Consider the following 14,700-nt stretch of genomic DNA (forward strand, 5'->3'; position numbering starts at 1 on the left):
GACTACTCGACGCCCAGCACGTGCAGGCGGCGGCGCAGGCGCGCCACTTCTTCCGATAGATCGACCACCAGCGCGGCCAGTTCGGCGTTCGCGTCGAACACGGATTCGATTTCGTGCAGGCGGCGCGCGCGCACCAGGTCCAGGCTGGTGAAGCGCCAGGCCGTCCATTGCCCCGCTGGCGGGCCGTCCTGCAGCAGCACGCCCGTCTGCACGTGCTGCACCACCCAGTCCGGCTCCACGGCGCAGGCGCGCGCCAGCTCTTCCAGGCTCAGGGCACGGTCTTCGAGCAATTCGCCAATTACCTTGTTCGTCATGATTTACCCTCCCAGCTTCTGGCGCGGATTGAAAGCCATCTCGCGCGCCATGGTTGCATACAGTTCGCGCGCCTTGTCGTCGTTCGCCGGCGGCAGCACCACTTCCAGCAGCAGATACAGGTCGCCCGGCTGGGCGGCGGGAATGCCGCGCCCCTTCAGGCGCAGCTTGCGCCCCGTCTGCGAATTGGGCGGCACGCTGACGGACACCGTGCCCGATGGCGTGGGCACGTCGATTTCGCCGCCCAGCGCCGCTTCCCACGGCGTGACGGGCACCGTCTCGAAGACGTCGCGTCCTTCCACCTTGTAGCGCGCATCGGGCCGGAAGCGGATTTCCAGGTACAAATCGCCGGCCGGCGCGCCGCCGCTGCCCGGATTGCCCTGCCCTTTCATGCGCAGCTGCTGTCCTTCCGTGACGCCTTTCGGTATCGTCACTTCCAGCGTGCGCTCGCGCGTCACCACATGGCCTTGCGCATCCGCTTCGGGCACGCGCATGACGATGTGGCGCCTGGCGCCCTGGTAGCTGTCCTGCAAATCGATGGTGATGGCGGCGTGGCTGTCCTCGCCCTGCATCTGGAAACTGCCGCCGGCGCGGCGCCGCCCGCCCACGTGGGCGAACAGGTCGGCAAAGAAGTCGCTGTCGTCGACGCCCGACGATTCGTAGCCCGAACCCCAGTCCGGCGGCGGACGGAAGGGCTGGCCCTGCGCGCCCTGGTTACGCCCCAGTTCATCGTAGGCGGCGCGCTTTTCCGCGTCACCCAGCACGCCGTAGGCTTCGTTGAGGGCCTTGGTGCGCTTGTCGGCGTCCGGCTCCTTGCTCACGTCGGGATGGTATTTGCGCACCAGCTTGCGGTACGCCTTCTTGATGTCGGCCTCGGACGCCGTCTTCCCGACGCCCAGCTCCTTGTAGTAGTCCTTGTATTCCACCGTGCCTGCCCCCCATGGTTGAACTGCCTATGGGAAGAGTACACGAATTAGGCGCCGGACAGCGTGTGCACAATACAACGCCGCCCGGCGGCGCATCAGCGCACGCGGCGCAGCGAGGATATGCGGCGCTCGAGGCGACCGTGCAGGCGGCCGTAGCTGCCTGGCCCCATGACCACGCAGCGGCCGCGGAAGTTGGCATCGACGCAGAACTCCCAACGGCCGTAATTGACGACGATCGATTCGGCGCGGTCATTGAAGCCATAGCGGCTCAAGTCGCGCACTTCGCGGTCCAGGCGCACGGGCCGGCCGCGCATGCCCGCATCGGGGAACAGCAGCACGGCGCCGTTCACGTCGGGACGGTGGCCGCCGCCATGGCCGGGATAGCCGGGATGAGGACGCTCCGGCTCCGGACGCGGCGGGTAGGGACGGTGGTCGCCGCCGCCATGGCCCGGGCGGCCCACTTCGCGCACGGACGACACGGCGTCGTTCATGCCCGGCATGGTGCCGTAGCGGCCAGGCTGCAGCACGCGGCAGTTGCCGCGGTAATTGGCGTCCTTGCACACTTCCCAGGTACCCGAGCGCACGATGATGCTCGAGGTCTTGTCGTTAAAGCCTACGCGCGACAGGTCGCCCGCGTCGGAACGCAGGGTGACCGGGCGGCCACGGAAACCGGCATCCTCGAACAGGGTGATTTCGCCCGCGGATGCGGCAAGGGGGGCGAGGAAGGTGGCGGCGCACAGCAGCGCGGGCCGGAAAGATCGAACCATGACAACTCCAATACTGATGACATTTTCGCCAGTGTAGTCCAGGCGGCAGGCGGCGAGTGTAACAAAGGGCAAGCAAATGTCAGCGCACGGCAGCGAATGTAAACACCGCCTGGCGGGATGTTCCCGGCAGGCGGCTTGTCCGCATGGCGGCAGGATAAAGTCAGCGCACGCGGCGCAGCGAGGAAATCTGCTCTTCCATGCCGTTCAGGCGGCCATATTCGCCCGGACCGATCACTTCGCAGCGGCCACGGAAGTTCGAATCGCTGCACACTTCCCACTGGCCCTCGTTGACGACGATGGACGAGGCGCGGTCGTTGAAGTTGTAACGCACCAGGTCTTCCGCATTGCGGTCCAGCGCCAGCGGTTCGCCGCGCATGCCAGCCTCGGGGAACAGCAGGACGGCGCCACGCTGCTGGTACTGCGGCTGCTGGTATTGCGGATACTGCGGATATTGCGGCTGCTCGTACTGCGGCCGCTGGTATTGGTTCTCGTATTGCTGCTGGCGGCGCGCTTCGCGCTCGTCGACCATGCGCGCCGACGAGACGCGCCCGTCAAGGCCGCGCCCCAGGTCGTCATGGCGGCCGGGGCCGAAGATGCGGCACACGCCGTTGTAGTTCGAATCGCTGCACAGCTGCCAGTAGCCGTTATAGACGACGATGCTGGTGGTGCGGTCGTTGAAACCGATACTGACGAAATCGTCCGTGTCGCGATTCAGTCGCGCCGAGCCGCCGTTCTGGCCCGCGCCCGAATACACTTCCAGGCTGCCGCCACGGCCATAGCCGCCATTGCCACGGTCAGGATCGCGCCCCGGGCGTCCCGGATGATAGCCATCGCCGCGTCCCGCTTCGCGCACCGACGTGATGGCGTCGTTCATGCCCGGCATCGAACGGTATTCGCCCGGTCCCAGGGTGCGGCAATTGCCGCGAAAGCCGGCGTCCGTGCACACATCCCACGTGCCCGAACGCACGAGGATGCTCGACGCCTTGTCGTTGAATCCAAGGCGCGACAGATCATCGGTCGTCTCGCGCAGGTTCACCGCACGGCCGCGAAAATTATCATCCTCGAACAGGGTGATATCGCCCGCGTGGGCCGCGGCATGCGTCCCCAGCGAGAGCAGCAAGGTCGCCGCGCATGCCAGCGCGTGTTTGAAAGGGCCCGTCATGATTTACTCCATTCTTCATTCTTTGGTGATGATACGCCTGGCTGTTGCGCCAGGCTGCCAGTATAACAATTGCCAGGCCGTGCGGCGGTCTCAATACAGGCGGCGCAGCGAGGAAATGCGCTTGTCGAACGTCGCGTCCAGGGTTTCATACTTGCCCGGTCCCATGCGCTCGCAGCTGCCGTTGAACTGCGAGTCCGTGCACACTTCCCAGGTGCCTTCGTTGATGGCGATGGAGGCGGCCTGGTCGTTGAAGTTCAGGCGCACCAGGTCGCTGACGTCGCGGTTCACCTGCAGCCCGGGTCCCTTCAGGAACGAGCGGCCGTACAGCACCACCTGGCCTGCGTCATTTTGCGGACGGTTCTCCTCGCGCGGGTCGACCAGGCGCGCCGACGACACGCGTCCGTTCAGGCCGCCCAGGTCGTCGTGGCTGCCAGGCCCGAACACGCGGCAGCTGCCGCGGTAATTGGAATCGCTGCACAGCTGCCAGTAGCCATATTCGATGCGCGCGCTGCTGGCGCGGTCGTTGAAGCCGATGTCGACCAGGTCGTCACGGTCCGAGTTCACGCCGGCCGACGCGCCGCGCTGGCCGCCGTCGGCATACAGTTCCAGCGCCGCGCGGCGGCCGCCGCTGCCACCGCTGCCACCGCTGCCGCCGATTTCTCGCACGGATGAAATCTTGTCGTTCATGCCCGGCAGCGAGCGGTAATCGCCCCGTTCCAGCGTCTTGCAATCGCCCTTGAAATCGGCATGCGCGCACACCTCCCAGCTGCCCGACTCGACCTGGATGCTCGATATGGTGTCATTGAAATTGACGCGCGACAGGTCATCCGTCGTGTCGCGCAAGACGACTACACGTCCCTTGAAGTTGTCGTCGGTGTACAGGCGGATCTCGCCGGCCCGCGCCGCGAGGTGGACAAACAGCGAACTGGCGCACAGCAGGGCAAAAGCGAATGGGCGATGCATGGGGCGGTCTCCGGTGGCGGCAAAGGCAAGTGATCGACATGACAACTGATGCCAGTGTAGCCATCCGTGGAAAAAACGGTGTAACAAAGTATGGGAAAAGCACAATAAATTGTTACCAAAAGCAATAGCCGGCCCCGCCAGGGACCGGCCACTCTTGCCAGCCCCGCGTCAGCGCACCTCGCGCACCGACGAGATGCGGTTGCTCATGCGTTCCAGGTTCGCATACTCGCCGGGACCCAAGGTGCGGCAGCGGCCGCGGAACTCCACGTCCTCGCACACTTCCCAATACCCGGCGCGCACGCGCACGCTTTGCGCCGTGTCGTTGAAGTCGCGCTCGCGCAGGTCGGCCGCGCCATTGCGCACGGTCAGGCTGCGGCCGACAAAATCGTCGCGCGTGTACAAGGTCAGTTCACCGCCCAGCGCGCGGCCCGGAAAATGGCCCCGCTCGCGGTCGCGGCGGCCATCCCATTCGCGTTCCCGGTCGCGCTCCCAGTCGCGGTCGCGCCCACGATCCCAGCCGCCGTGCACTTCGCGCAGCGAGGTGATCTTGTTGGCGCGGCCATCGAGCGAGGGATACTCGCCCGCCTCGAGCAGGAAGCAGGCGCCGCGGAAATCGGCATCCTCGCACGCTTCCCAGCGGCCCGAGCGCACGCGGATGCTTTGCGTCGTGTCGTTGAAACGGACACTTTCCAGGTCGGCGACGGCGTCGCGCACGGTCTGCGAGCGGCCGTGAAAATCGTCGCGCGAATACAGCGTCAGTTCGCCGGCGCCGGCCAGTTCGGCCGTCATGGCGGCGCCCAGCAACAGGGCGCAGTTCAAGGCTTTCTTCAACATGGTCTTACTCCATAGTCAGGGTACTGCGGTTGACTATTTGGTCATTTTGCCAAATAGAGCGCGCAGTCTATCCGCGACTGGCCCACTTAGCTGTAACAAATGATTACCGCGCCCGGCACGCCCTCGGGCGCCACGGCGGACAAGCACGGCGAATGCCGGTAGAATCTTGTGTTTAGTTAAGCTTGCCGCCCATGCCACACACCACCTCGTTCACCCTGCCCGCCGTCCGTACCGAAATTGCCTCGCTGTGGAAGCTGGCGTGGCCCATCCTGATCGGCCAGCTGGCCACCGTCGGCATGGGCGCGGCCGACGTGGCGATGACGGGGCATACGAATCCCGAGGAGCTGGCCGCCGTGTCGCTGGGCGCGGCCATCTGGTCCATCGTGCTCGTCACCGTGAGCGGCATCATGATGGCGATCAATACCCTGGTGGCGCATGAAATCGGCGCCGCGCGCCACGACAAGGTGCCGCACATCGTGCGCCAGTCGCTGTGGAAGGCGCTGCTGGTCGGCCTGGTGGCGTGCCTGCTGACGAACATGGCGGCGCTGGTGTTCGACCACCTGATGCTGGAGCCGGCCGTGGCGGCCAAGGCCAAGCTGTTCGTGCACATCATCAGCTGCGCGCTGCCGCCGTTCGCCGCCTACCGCGCGCTGTACGGCTACAGCACCAGCATCAACCAGACCAAGCCCGTGATGGTCATCGCGCTGGCCGCGCTGGCGCTGAACATTTTCGTCAACTACCTGCTGATCTACGGTCACTGGGGCATGCCGAAACTGGGCGGCGTGGGCTGCGCCGTGGCCACCACCTGCTGCGTGTGGATGATGCTGCTGGCCATGCTGGCGTGGATCCGCATCGCGCCCGCCTACCACGCCACGTATCCGTTCGCCCAATGGGAAGGGCCGCGGCTGGCGTCAATCGGTCCCATGCTGCGCCTGGGCCTGCCCATCGGCGTGACCTACTTTGCCGAGGTAAGCGCGTTCGGCGTCATCAGCCTGCTGGTGGCGCGCTTCGGTGTGATCCAGGTGTCGGCGCACCAGATCGCCCTCAATTTCTCGTCCGTCGTCTTCATGGTGCCGCTCACCTTCGGCATCGCGCTCGTCACGCGCGTGGGCCACGCCGTGGGCGAAGCCAATCTGCGCCGCGCGCGCTTCATTTCGTGGGTCGGCGTGGCCATGTCGCTGACGGCGGCCATCGTCTCGGCCACCCTGATCACCGTCTTCCGCCACCAGATCGCGCAAGCCTACACGTCCGACCCGCAGGTACAGGCGCTGTGCGCGCAGCTGCTGCTGTTCGCCGCCCTGTTCCAGCTGTCCGACGCCACGCAGGTGGCCACGTCCTGCGCCATCCGCGGCTACAAGGTGACGCGCCAGCCAATGCTGATCCAGCTGCTGGCCTTCTGGGGCTTCTCGCTGCCGATCGGCTACGTGCTGGGCCTCGCGCCGGCTGGCTTCATCTGGTCGCCGGCCGAGCCGATGGCCGCCGCCGGTTTCTGGATCGGCCTCGTCACGGGCCTGACGGTGGCCGCCGTGCTGCTGACCTGGTATCTGAACCGCCTGTCGCTGCGCCGCATGCGCGAAGCCTGATGCCAGGACAAGGAGCCGCCATGCCGCAACCCCGCCCCTTCAAGCAAGTCGACGTCTTCAGCAGCGTGCCCTTCATGGGCAATCCGCTGGCCGTGGTGCTGGCCGCCGATGGCCTCGATGGCACGCAGATGCAGGCCATCGCGCGCTGGACGGGCCTGTCGGAAACCACCTTCGTGCTGGCGCCGCGCGACCCGGCAGCCGACTACCGCGTGCGGATTTTTTCGCCCGAGACGGAGTTCCCGTTCGCCGGCCACCCGACCCTGGGCACGGCGCACGCCCTGCTCGACGCGGGCCTGCGGCCGAAAGGCGCGCGCATCGTGCAGGAATGCGGCGTCGGCCTGGTGCCAATTGAACGGCAGGCAGGCGGCGTGCTGGCGTTCCAGGTGCCGCCCTGCAGCATACGGACGCTCGATCCTGATTTGCTGCCGCTACTGCCGCTTCTGCAAACTGCGCTGGGCGGTGTCCCGGCCGCCGCCGGCAGCATCGTCGACATGGGCATACGCTGGCTGTGCGTGCCGCTGGCAAGCGCCGCCGCCTGCCTGGCCGTGCACGCCGACATCGCGGCGCTGACGGCATTGCTGGCCGCCGCCCGGGCCGATGGACTGGCGCTGTACGGCCCGCACGAGGCGGGCGGACCGGCCGACTACGAAGTGCGCGCGCTGCTCAGCGAGCATGGCGCGCTGGTGGAAGACCCCGTCACAGGCAGCGCCAACGCCTGCATCGCGCAACTGCTGGCGGGCGCCGACTACACGGTCCGCCAGGGCACCTGCCTGCAGCGCGATGGCCGCGTGGCCGTCCATTTCCGCGATGGCCATGCGTGGATAGGCGGCGCCTGCCTGACGGTGATCAATGGGTCGATATTGGCCTGAACCAGGAAAAACGCCATGGAATGGGCGGCGACTGGATATTTTTGACGAAGGAAATACGGCCAGGACCGCCTTATTCCGTGGCCGGAGCTATCGCATAAACAGGCACGCTCTGGTATCGTCTTACGCTTAGGCAATGCTCAAGCTTGCCTCGACATGCAGTGCCATTCCCCTTCCAACTACCGAGACATCCATGCGTTTTATTCTTTGTTTTCTGGCCGCGATGGCCAGCGTTCCCGCATCGGCTGAAAAGCTGACCCTGGAACGCATTCACGCCGATCCGGCGCTGGCCGGCCCCGGCGTGCGCAACCTGAAGGTTTCGCCCGACGGCGAGCGCGTCACGTTCCTGCGCGGCCGCGCCGACAACCAGTTCCAGCTCGACCTGTGGGAATTCAAGCTGAAGGACAAGAGCACGCACCGCCTGGTCGACTCGAAGGCGCTGGTGCCGAATGAAACGATTTCGCCCGAGGAGCAGGCGCGCCGCGAACGCGAGCGCACGGCCAGCCTGAACGGCATCCTCAATTACAGCTGGTCGCCGGACGGCAAGCAGCTGCTGGTGCCGCTGGCCGGCAATCTGTACCTGGTCGACGCGGCCCACCCGGACAAGGCGCGCCTGGTCGCCAAGGGCAATGTGCTGGACCCGAAAATTTCGCCGAAAGGCCGCTACGTATCGTTCGTGCGCGACCAGAACATCTACGTGATCGACCTGAAATCGGGCCAGGAACGCCAGCTGACGACCGACGGCAAGGGCACCATCCGCAACGGCGAAGCCGAATTCGTGGCGCAGGAAGAAATGGGCCAGCGCACCGGCTACTACTGGGCGCCCGACGATTCCGCCATCGCGTACAAACGCTATGACGAAGCGCCCGTGCCCGTCGTGCGCCGCTTCGAAATCTTCGCCGACCGCACCGACGTCGTCGAGCAGCGCTACCCTGCCGCCGGCGACCCGAACGTGCTGGTGCAGCTGCTGATCGTCTCGCCGGAAACGGGCGCGCAGCGCCAGGTGGACCTGGGCACGAATCCGGACATCTACCTGGTGCGCGCCGACTGGAGCGCGGATGGCAAGTCGCTGGTCTACCAGCGCCAGTCGCGCGACCAGAAGACCCTCGACCTGGTCGCCGTCGATGCCGCCACCTTGGCGCAGCGCACCCTGCTGACGGAAAAGTCGACAACCTGGGTCAGCATCCATGACGACCTGCGCTTCCTGTCGAACGGCACCTTCCTCTGGTCGTCCGAGCGCACGGGCCGCAACCATCTGTACCTGTACGACATGGGCGGCAAGCTGCTGCATCCGGTCACTTCCGGCGAGTGGGGCATCGACAGCGTGCTGGCCGTGAACCAGAAGACGGGCAAGGTGTATGTAGCGTCGAACCGCGACGCCGTGATCGACAAGCAGACCTACGCCCTGGCGCTCGACGGCAGCACGGCCGACAAGCCGCAGCGCGTGACCAAAGCCGATGGCTGGCACGACACGACGTTCTCGCGCAACGGCGAAGTGTTCGTCGACACGTACTCCGACCCGGCCACGCCGCCGCAAGTAAGCATCCGCCGCCCGGACGGCGCCATGGTGGGCTGGCTGGAAGAAAACGCGCTCAACGCCAGCCATCCGTATTTCAAGTACAAGGCCGACCACCTGCCGACCGAATACGGCACCCTGAAAGCCAACGATGGCCAGACGCTGTACTACTCCATCGTCAAGCCGTCGAACTTCGACGCGGGCAAGCGCTATCCCGTCTACCTGTCGACGTATGGCGGCCCGCACTCGCAGCACGTGGCTCGCCGCTGGGGCAACAACTTCGACCAGTACATGGCGCAGCAGGGCTTTGTCGTCTTCCGTCTCGATAACCGCGGCTCCTCGCGCCGCGAGCGCGCCTTCACGGACGCCATCTATCAGAACCTGGGCGCGGCCGAAGTGGCCGATCAACTGGTGGGCATCGCCTGGCTGGGCAAGCAAAGCTTCGTCGATGCGAAACGCATCGGCGTGTTCGGCTGGAGCTATGGCGGCTTCATGACCCTGCGCTTGCTGTCGGCCGCGTCCGACAAGATCGCCATGGGGGTTTCCGTGGCGCCCGTCACCGACTGGTCGCTGTACGACACCCACTACACGGAGCAATTCCTCGGCATGCCGAAGGAAAACGTCGATGGCTACAAGGCCAGCACCGTGTTCGCCCACCTGGACGGCCTGAAGTCGCCGCTGCTGCTGGTGCACGGCATGGCCGACGACAACGTCTTGTTCAGCAACAGCACGCGCCTCATCGACGCGCTGGTGAACCGCGGCGTGCAGTTCGACCTGATGACGTATCCGGGCGCCAAGCACGGCATCTCGTCGCGCGCGGGCCAGCGCCACGTGTACAAGAAAATCGAGCTGTTCTTCAAGCAAAACCTGATGAAGCCGGCACAGTAAGCTTGCGCTGCATCCAATAAAAAAACCGCCGCCTGTCTGGCGACAGGCGGCGGTTTTTTGTTTTGTACTGTGCTCAATGCGATCAAGCACAGTAATGACATCTGACAGGACCGTAGCGAGCGGAAGCCAATTGCTGCCGAGAAGCGGAACTGTGCTGTGCACGGGGCCGCCGAGGCAGTGAGCATCGCAGGCCGCAAGTCGCGACGCGCAGTAGGTCTTGTCAGGTGTCCACCATTATGGCTTGCGGGTGATGGTTTCCACCGCGTCCTTCACATCGCCCACCTTCTTCTGCACTTTGCCTTCGACCTGGTTTGCCAGGCCCTTGGCTTGCTGTTCTTCGCTGCCGACGATCTTGCCAGCGGCTTCCTGGATTTTACCGCCGACTTCCTTCAGCTTACCTTCGACTTGATCTTTGTTCATGATGGATCCTCACTGTAGTTGGTACATCTGTTGTCCGGCACCGAAGGGCCGGTACTGCGGCTCACACGCTGTTGCAAACTGCTTGCTGCGTGTCGATGTGTCCATACTACGGGGCGGGGGATCAATGCTCTGTACGGTTCCTAACACATGCTCAATTTGCGCCAATATCGGCGATCACGCGGGCTTGCGCCACACGGTGGCCAGCCACGGCTGCTGGTCGCGCGGCAAGCCCGGCGGACGGTAATACTGCTCGATCAAGGTAAAACCGGCGGCCTGCACGTATGCGGCCCACGTCTCCTCGTCGTGGTAGCTGCCGTAGCGCGCGCCATTCCAGCCTTCCTGGTTGTGCCCGCGCGGATTCGAGGTGAACAGCACGCCGCCCGGTTTCAGGCACGCATGCAGGGCGCGCAGCACGCCGGGCAAGGCGGCGCTGGGCACGTGGAACAGCACGGCATTGGCGAACACGCCGTCGAAGTGCCCTGCCGGCAAGTCGAGGTCGACGAAATCCTGCTGCCACACGCTGCAGCCGCTGTAGGCGCGCGCCATCTCGACGAAGCGGGGGCAGCCATCGACACCCGTGGCATGGTGGCCCATGGCCGTGAACGCCTTCAGGTCGCGGCCAGGACCGCAACCGAGGTCGAGGATGGCCAGCGGCGCCGGCTTGCCGATGGCCCCCAGCAGCGCGGCGATGTTCTGGCTGACGTCGTGGTCGCGCGTGCCTTCGAAAAACTGCTCGGCGCTGGCGTCGTAATGGGCCAGAGTGCGCTCGGTGATGGCGTGGAGGGGATCTTGCGGCGGATTTGGCTTCATGGCGGTCCTGTCGATATGTTCCGCCATTTTACGCTGCCGGCCGGCAAGCCGGCAGCGTCAACATCGCCTACCAGACGCGCACGCGCCGTTCCGGCGCCAGGTACAGCTGCTGCCCAGGCTGGACGTCGAATGCCGGGTACCAGGCGTCGAGGTTGCGCACGGTGGCGGCGCGGTATTGCGCCGGCGCATGGCCGTCCGTGAGGATTTGCTGGCGCGCCGCCGCTTCGCGCGCCTTGCTGCGCCAGCTGACGCCATAGCCGATGAAGAAATCGCGGTCCGCGCCCGGCTGCACCGGCTTGCCCTGCTGCGACAGCGTGAACGCGTCATGCGCGGCCGCCACGCCGGCCAGGTCGGCCAGGTTTTCGCTCAGGGTCAGCTGGCCATTCACGGCCAGGTCGGGGAACGGTTTATAGGCCGCGAATTGCGCCACCAATTGCTTGGACGCGGCCTGGAAATGCGCCAGGTCGGCCGGCGTCCACCAGTCGCGCAGCTTGCCCTGGGCGTCGAACTGGGCGCCCTGGTCGTCGAAGCTGTGGCTGATCTCGTGGCCGATGGTGGCGCCGATGCCGCCATAGTTGGCCGCGTCGGATGCCAGCGGGTCGAAGAATGGCGGCTGCAGGATGGCGGCCGGAAAGTTCAGCGCATTTTGCAGGGGCAGGTTGACGGCGTTGACCAGCTGCGCCGGCATGGCCCAGGCCTTGCGGTCGGGAGACTGGCCCAGCTTGGCCAGCGCCTGCCGGTAATGAAACTGTTCCGCCCGCTGCACATTGCCCAGCGCGTCGCCGCGCACGACGCGCAAGCCCGCGTAGTCATCCCAGCGTTCCGGGTAGCCCACGCCCACGTACAGGGTCTTGAGCTTTTCCTGCGCCTGCGCCTTGGTGGCCGGCGCCATCCAGTCGAGCTTGTCGATACGGCGCGAGAAGGCGGCGACGATATTCGTCACCATGTCTTGCACGCGGGCTTTCGATTCTGGCGGGAAATAGCGTTCCACATACAGTTTGCCGACGGCGTCGCTCAAGGCCGCGTTCGTCGCCGCCAGCGCGCGCTTGCTGCGCGGCGACTGCTGCGGCGTGCCGCTCAGGGCGCTGCCATAGAAGGCGAAGCGCTGGTCGGCGGCCGCCTTCGGCAAGGTGGTGCTGAAATGGTTGATCGCGTGGAAGGCGAGGAAATCCTTCCACGTGGCCAGCGGCACGCTTGCCACCAGCGCCGCGCTGCCCGTCATCGCCGTCGGGTGCCAGACGATGAAATCCGTCTGCTTGCCCAGGCCGGCCGCCTGGAAGAACGCTTGCCAGTCCAGGCCCGGCGCCTTGCCGGCGAAGTCGGCGGCCCGCCACGCGTTGTTGCCCTTGGCGACATCGGCCGAATCCTCGCGGCTGGCGTGACTGGCGGCAATTTGCTGTTCCAGCGCAAACACACGCGCGGCGCGGGCCGGCGCATCGCGGTAGCCGGCCTGCTTGAGCATGGCGGCGATATGCGCCTGGTAGCCGGCGCGCAAGCCCTGCATGCGGGCGCTGTCGTCCTGGTAAAAGGCGCGGTCGGGCAAGCCCAGGCCGCCTTGCAGCAGGTAGGCCACGTTGCGCGTGGTGTCGTTCAAGTCTTGCGCCACCCACAGGCCGAACAGGTTTTCCGTATAAAAATTGGTGGCGTTGAGCGGATCGACATCGGCGCGCAAGCTCTCGCCCAGCGCGCGGGCCAGCCCTGCCCGGTCGCGTATGCCATTGATCTTGCTCAACAAGGGCTGGATCGGCGCCCAGCCTTTCGCTTCGATGGCCGATTCATCCATCCAGGAACGGTAGAAATCGCTGACCTGGCGCGCGGACGCATCGGCCTGCGGCGCCGCCGCCAGTCCTTCGACGAGGGTGATGATGCGCTCGTTAGTCGCATTGGCAAGGATGGCGAACGAACCCCAGTTGCTGCGGTCGGCGGGAATTTCCGTGCCGCGCAACCAGTCGCCATTCACGTAGTCATAGAAGTCGTCGCCAGGCAAGACCGTGGCGGCAGCGGGGACAGCGGCGCTGGCCGGCGCTGGCTGTCCATGCGCGCGGGCCGGCAAACCGGTCAGCGAAGCGCCGGCCAGGGCGAGGACGATGGCAGCCTGGACAGGTGTCCGGGACCAGGAAAAACGCAAACCGTGCATGGCGATCCTTTCGAAGAAAATAAGCAAAATCATAGCCAGAGAATCATACCTTTTTCACATGCGGAACAAGGGTTGGGCGGGAGATTCCGGCGGCCAGCCAACACCATCCACATTATTTTTACTTTTTTTTCAAAAACACCCTCAAGTTCTCCCTGGAGCTGCCGTTAATCTGGACAAGCGGTAATCCATTCACTAGTTACGGGTGTGCTCATGACCTCCAACGACGTTCTTTCGATGTATGAAAATATTGTAGGAATGACCAATAAAATGGTCGTGGCCGCACGTTCGAGCGACTGGGATGGCCTGGATACCCTGGAAAACCAGTGCGCCAGCGCCGCCAGCGCGACCATGACGGGCAAGGTGCCCGCTCTGGCCGGCGCCTCGCGCCAGCGCAAGATCGACTTGCTCAAGCAAATCCTGGCCAATGACCGCGAAATCCGCGCCATCACGGAACCGTGGATGACGCAACTGCCGAATGCCATGCAGGGCGCACGCGCACGCATGTAAGCAAGCTTGCCGCGCCAGAAACGACAAAAGCACCCGCAGGTGCTTTTTTTACGTCTGCCGCCGTGCCGGGGAGCGCGCCATTCGCGGCGCCCGAGAGCAAGGAGGGGGAATTTGGAAGGCGAGCCCCAGGTATCTCCTGGCGTCGCCTCGCTGCCGGTTGCATCCGGCGTTCGCGAGCACATCGTCGGCATCGCGAACCGCTTCCAGACCCAGGCGTTTATGCAACGCTACACCTGTTTGCCGCGCCACACTATCGTTGGTGACTGCGACAGGCTGGGGCTGTTTTGTCGTAGAGCAAGTCCACTGAATTCATCATATCACCACCTTTAAGAAATAGGCAACACAATAGACAAGCATTTTTCTGTCTTTTTTCAATATCTTTTTTTATATCAAATTTCAGCCTGGCCGTGCCGCATGCTCAGCGCGAGAACGGCTCCGCTTCCGGCTCGGCCGCCGCCTCCTCTTCCAACGCTTCCGTCAGCACGGGCACGTCCTTCTTCCTGCGGCCGAATGGCTTGCGCAGCAGAACCCAGTATGTCGACGGCGCACCCGGCCCCGCCGCTTGCTTGCGCTTGCGCGCGATATACACGATGACCGCCGTCAGCAACAGGAACACCAGGGTGCCGATACCGAGCCACAGCAAGCCGTTGCCGCCCGCCTGCTTATCCTTGCCGACTGCCGGCGCCGCATGCAGGGGCTTGGGCTTGGCGTGCGGAAGCGGCGCCTCGGCCGGCGCGGCGGCCGGTGCAACGGCCGCGGTGGCAGGCTGCGCCAGCACCTGTTGCAAGGCGCCGATCTTGCCTTCCAATTCACCGAGCTTGTCATTCAGGGCCGCGTTTTGCGCGTCCAGCGCCACGCACGCTGCCGCCTGCCCGGCATCCGCCTGCGGTGCGCAAGCGGCCACGGGTGCCGCGGCGCGGCGCGACGGCGGCGGGCGCGCCGCGCGGACAGCCGGCGCGGGCGCGGCGGACGGCGGCTCGAACACGCGCGCCGGACGCACCAGGCCCTC

13 protein-coding genes and 1 pseudogene are annotated in these 14,700 nt (G+C 65.4%); 4 read left to right on the top strand and 10 right to left on the bottom strand.

Going from position 1 to position 14,700, the window contains the following annotated elements; all coding sequences use genetic code 11:
* Positions 1-2: 2 nt before the first annotated feature.
* The 6 genes from J0O65_RS07445 to J0O65_RS07470 form a co-directional block, all read right to left on the bottom strand.
* The gene (locus J0O65_RS07445) at positions 3-314 is read right to left on the bottom strand and encodes a chaperone modulator CbpM (RefSeq protein WP_215405539.1); all 312 of its coding nucleotides are present in this window, start codon (positions 312-314) and stop codon (positions 3-5) included.
* 3 nt (positions 315-317) lie between these two features.
* Positions 318-1,238 carry a DnaJ C-terminal domain-containing protein gene (locus tag J0O65_RS07450; protein WP_215405541.1) on the bottom strand — a complete coding sequence of 307 codons (921 nt, stop codon included), beginning with the start codon at positions 1,236-1,238 and terminating at the stop codon, positions 318-320.
* Positions 1,239-1,333: 95 nt separating this feature from the next.
* Positions 1,334-2,005: a beta/gamma crystallin family protein gene (locus J0O65_RS07455; RefSeq protein ID WP_215405545.1), complete on the bottom strand. Its 672-nt coding sequence runs from the start codon at positions 2,003-2,005 to the stop codon at positions 1,334-1,336.
* Between the two features lie 160 nt (positions 2,006-2,165).
* Positions 2,166-3,167, bottom strand: a complete 1,002-nt coding sequence (locus tag J0O65_RS07460) for a beta/gamma crystallin family protein (protein ID WP_215405547.1) — start codon at positions 3,165-3,167, stop codon at positions 2,166-2,168.
* Between the two features lie 90 nt (positions 3,168-3,257).
* Positions 3,258-4,130: a beta/gamma crystallin family protein gene (locus J0O65_RS07465; protein ID WP_215405549.1), complete on the bottom strand. Its 873-nt coding sequence runs from the start codon at positions 4,128-4,130 to the stop codon at positions 3,258-3,260.
* 168 nt (positions 4,131-4,298) lie between these two features.
* Positions 4,299-4,964, bottom strand: a complete 666-nt coding sequence (locus J0O65_RS07470) for a beta/gamma crystallin family protein (protein ID WP_215405551.1) — start codon at positions 4,962-4,964, stop codon at positions 4,299-4,301.
* 191 nt (positions 4,965-5,155) lie between these two features.
* Between J0O65_RS07470 and J0O65_RS07475 the strand changes: the two genes are divergently transcribed.
* From J0O65_RS07475 to J0O65_RS07485, 3 genes are all read left to right on the top strand, one after another.
* A complete protein-coding gene (locus J0O65_RS07475) occupies positions 5,156-6,547 on the top strand; it encodes an MATE family efflux transporter (RefSeq protein ID WP_215405553.1) in 1,392 nt (463 codons plus the stop codon).
* A 20-nt stretch (positions 6,548-6,567) separates the two neighbouring features.
* The gene (locus J0O65_RS07480) at positions 6,568-7,416 is read left to right on the top strand and encodes a PhzF family phenazine biosynthesis protein (protein WP_215405555.1); all 849 of its coding nucleotides are present in this window, start codon (positions 6,568-6,570) and stop codon (positions 7,414-7,416) included.
* A 190-nt stretch (positions 7,417-7,606) separates the two neighbouring features.
* On the top strand, positions 7,607-9,817 hold the full coding sequence (locus J0O65_RS07485; protein ID WP_215405558.1) for a S9 family peptidase: 2,211 nt from the start codon (positions 7,607-7,609) through the stop codon (positions 9,815-9,817).
* 234 nt (positions 9,818-10,051) lie between these two features.
* On the opposite strand, the gene J0O65_RS07490 is transcribed toward J0O65_RS07485, so the two are convergent.
* The 3 genes from J0O65_RS07490 to J0O65_RS07500 form a co-directional block, all read right to left on the bottom strand.
* Positions 10,052-10,237: a CsbD family protein gene (locus tag J0O65_RS07490; protein WP_215405560.1), complete on the bottom strand. Its 186-nt coding sequence runs from the start codon at positions 10,235-10,237 to the stop codon at positions 10,052-10,054.
* 174 nt (positions 10,238-10,411) lie between these two features.
* The gene (locus J0O65_RS07495) at positions 10,412-11,047 is read right to left on the bottom strand and encodes a class I SAM-dependent methyltransferase (RefSeq protein WP_215405562.1); all 636 of its coding nucleotides are present in this window, start codon (positions 11,045-11,047) and stop codon (positions 10,412-10,414) included.
* Positions 11,048-11,114: 67 nt separating this feature from the next.
* The gene (locus J0O65_RS07500; RefSeq protein WP_215405564.1) at positions 11,115-13,184 is read right to left on the bottom strand and encodes a M13 family metallopeptidase; all 2,070 of its coding nucleotides are present in this window, start codon (positions 13,182-13,184) and stop codon (positions 11,115-11,117) included.
* A 234-nt stretch (positions 13,185-13,418) separates the two neighbouring features.
* On the opposite strand from J0O65_RS07500, the gene J0O65_RS07505 reads away from it, so the two are divergent.
* The gene (locus J0O65_RS07505) at positions 13,419-13,691 is read left to right on the top strand and encodes a flagellar protein FliT (protein WP_502793547.1); all 273 of its coding nucleotides are present in this window, start codon (positions 13,419-13,421) and stop codon (positions 13,689-13,691) included.
* 418 nt (positions 13,692-14,109) lie between these two features.
* Here the strand turns inward: J0O65_RS07505 and J0O65_RS07510 are convergent.
* Positions 14,110-14,700: pseudogene (locus tag J0O65_RS07510) on the bottom strand (hypothetical protein); the annotation flags it as partial.

Origin of the sequence: Janthinobacterium sp. JC611 (assembly GCF_018682595.1) — a bacterium.
Taxonomy (GTDB): Bacteria; Pseudomonadota; Gammaproteobacteria; order Burkholderiales; family Burkholderiaceae_D; genus Janthinobacterium.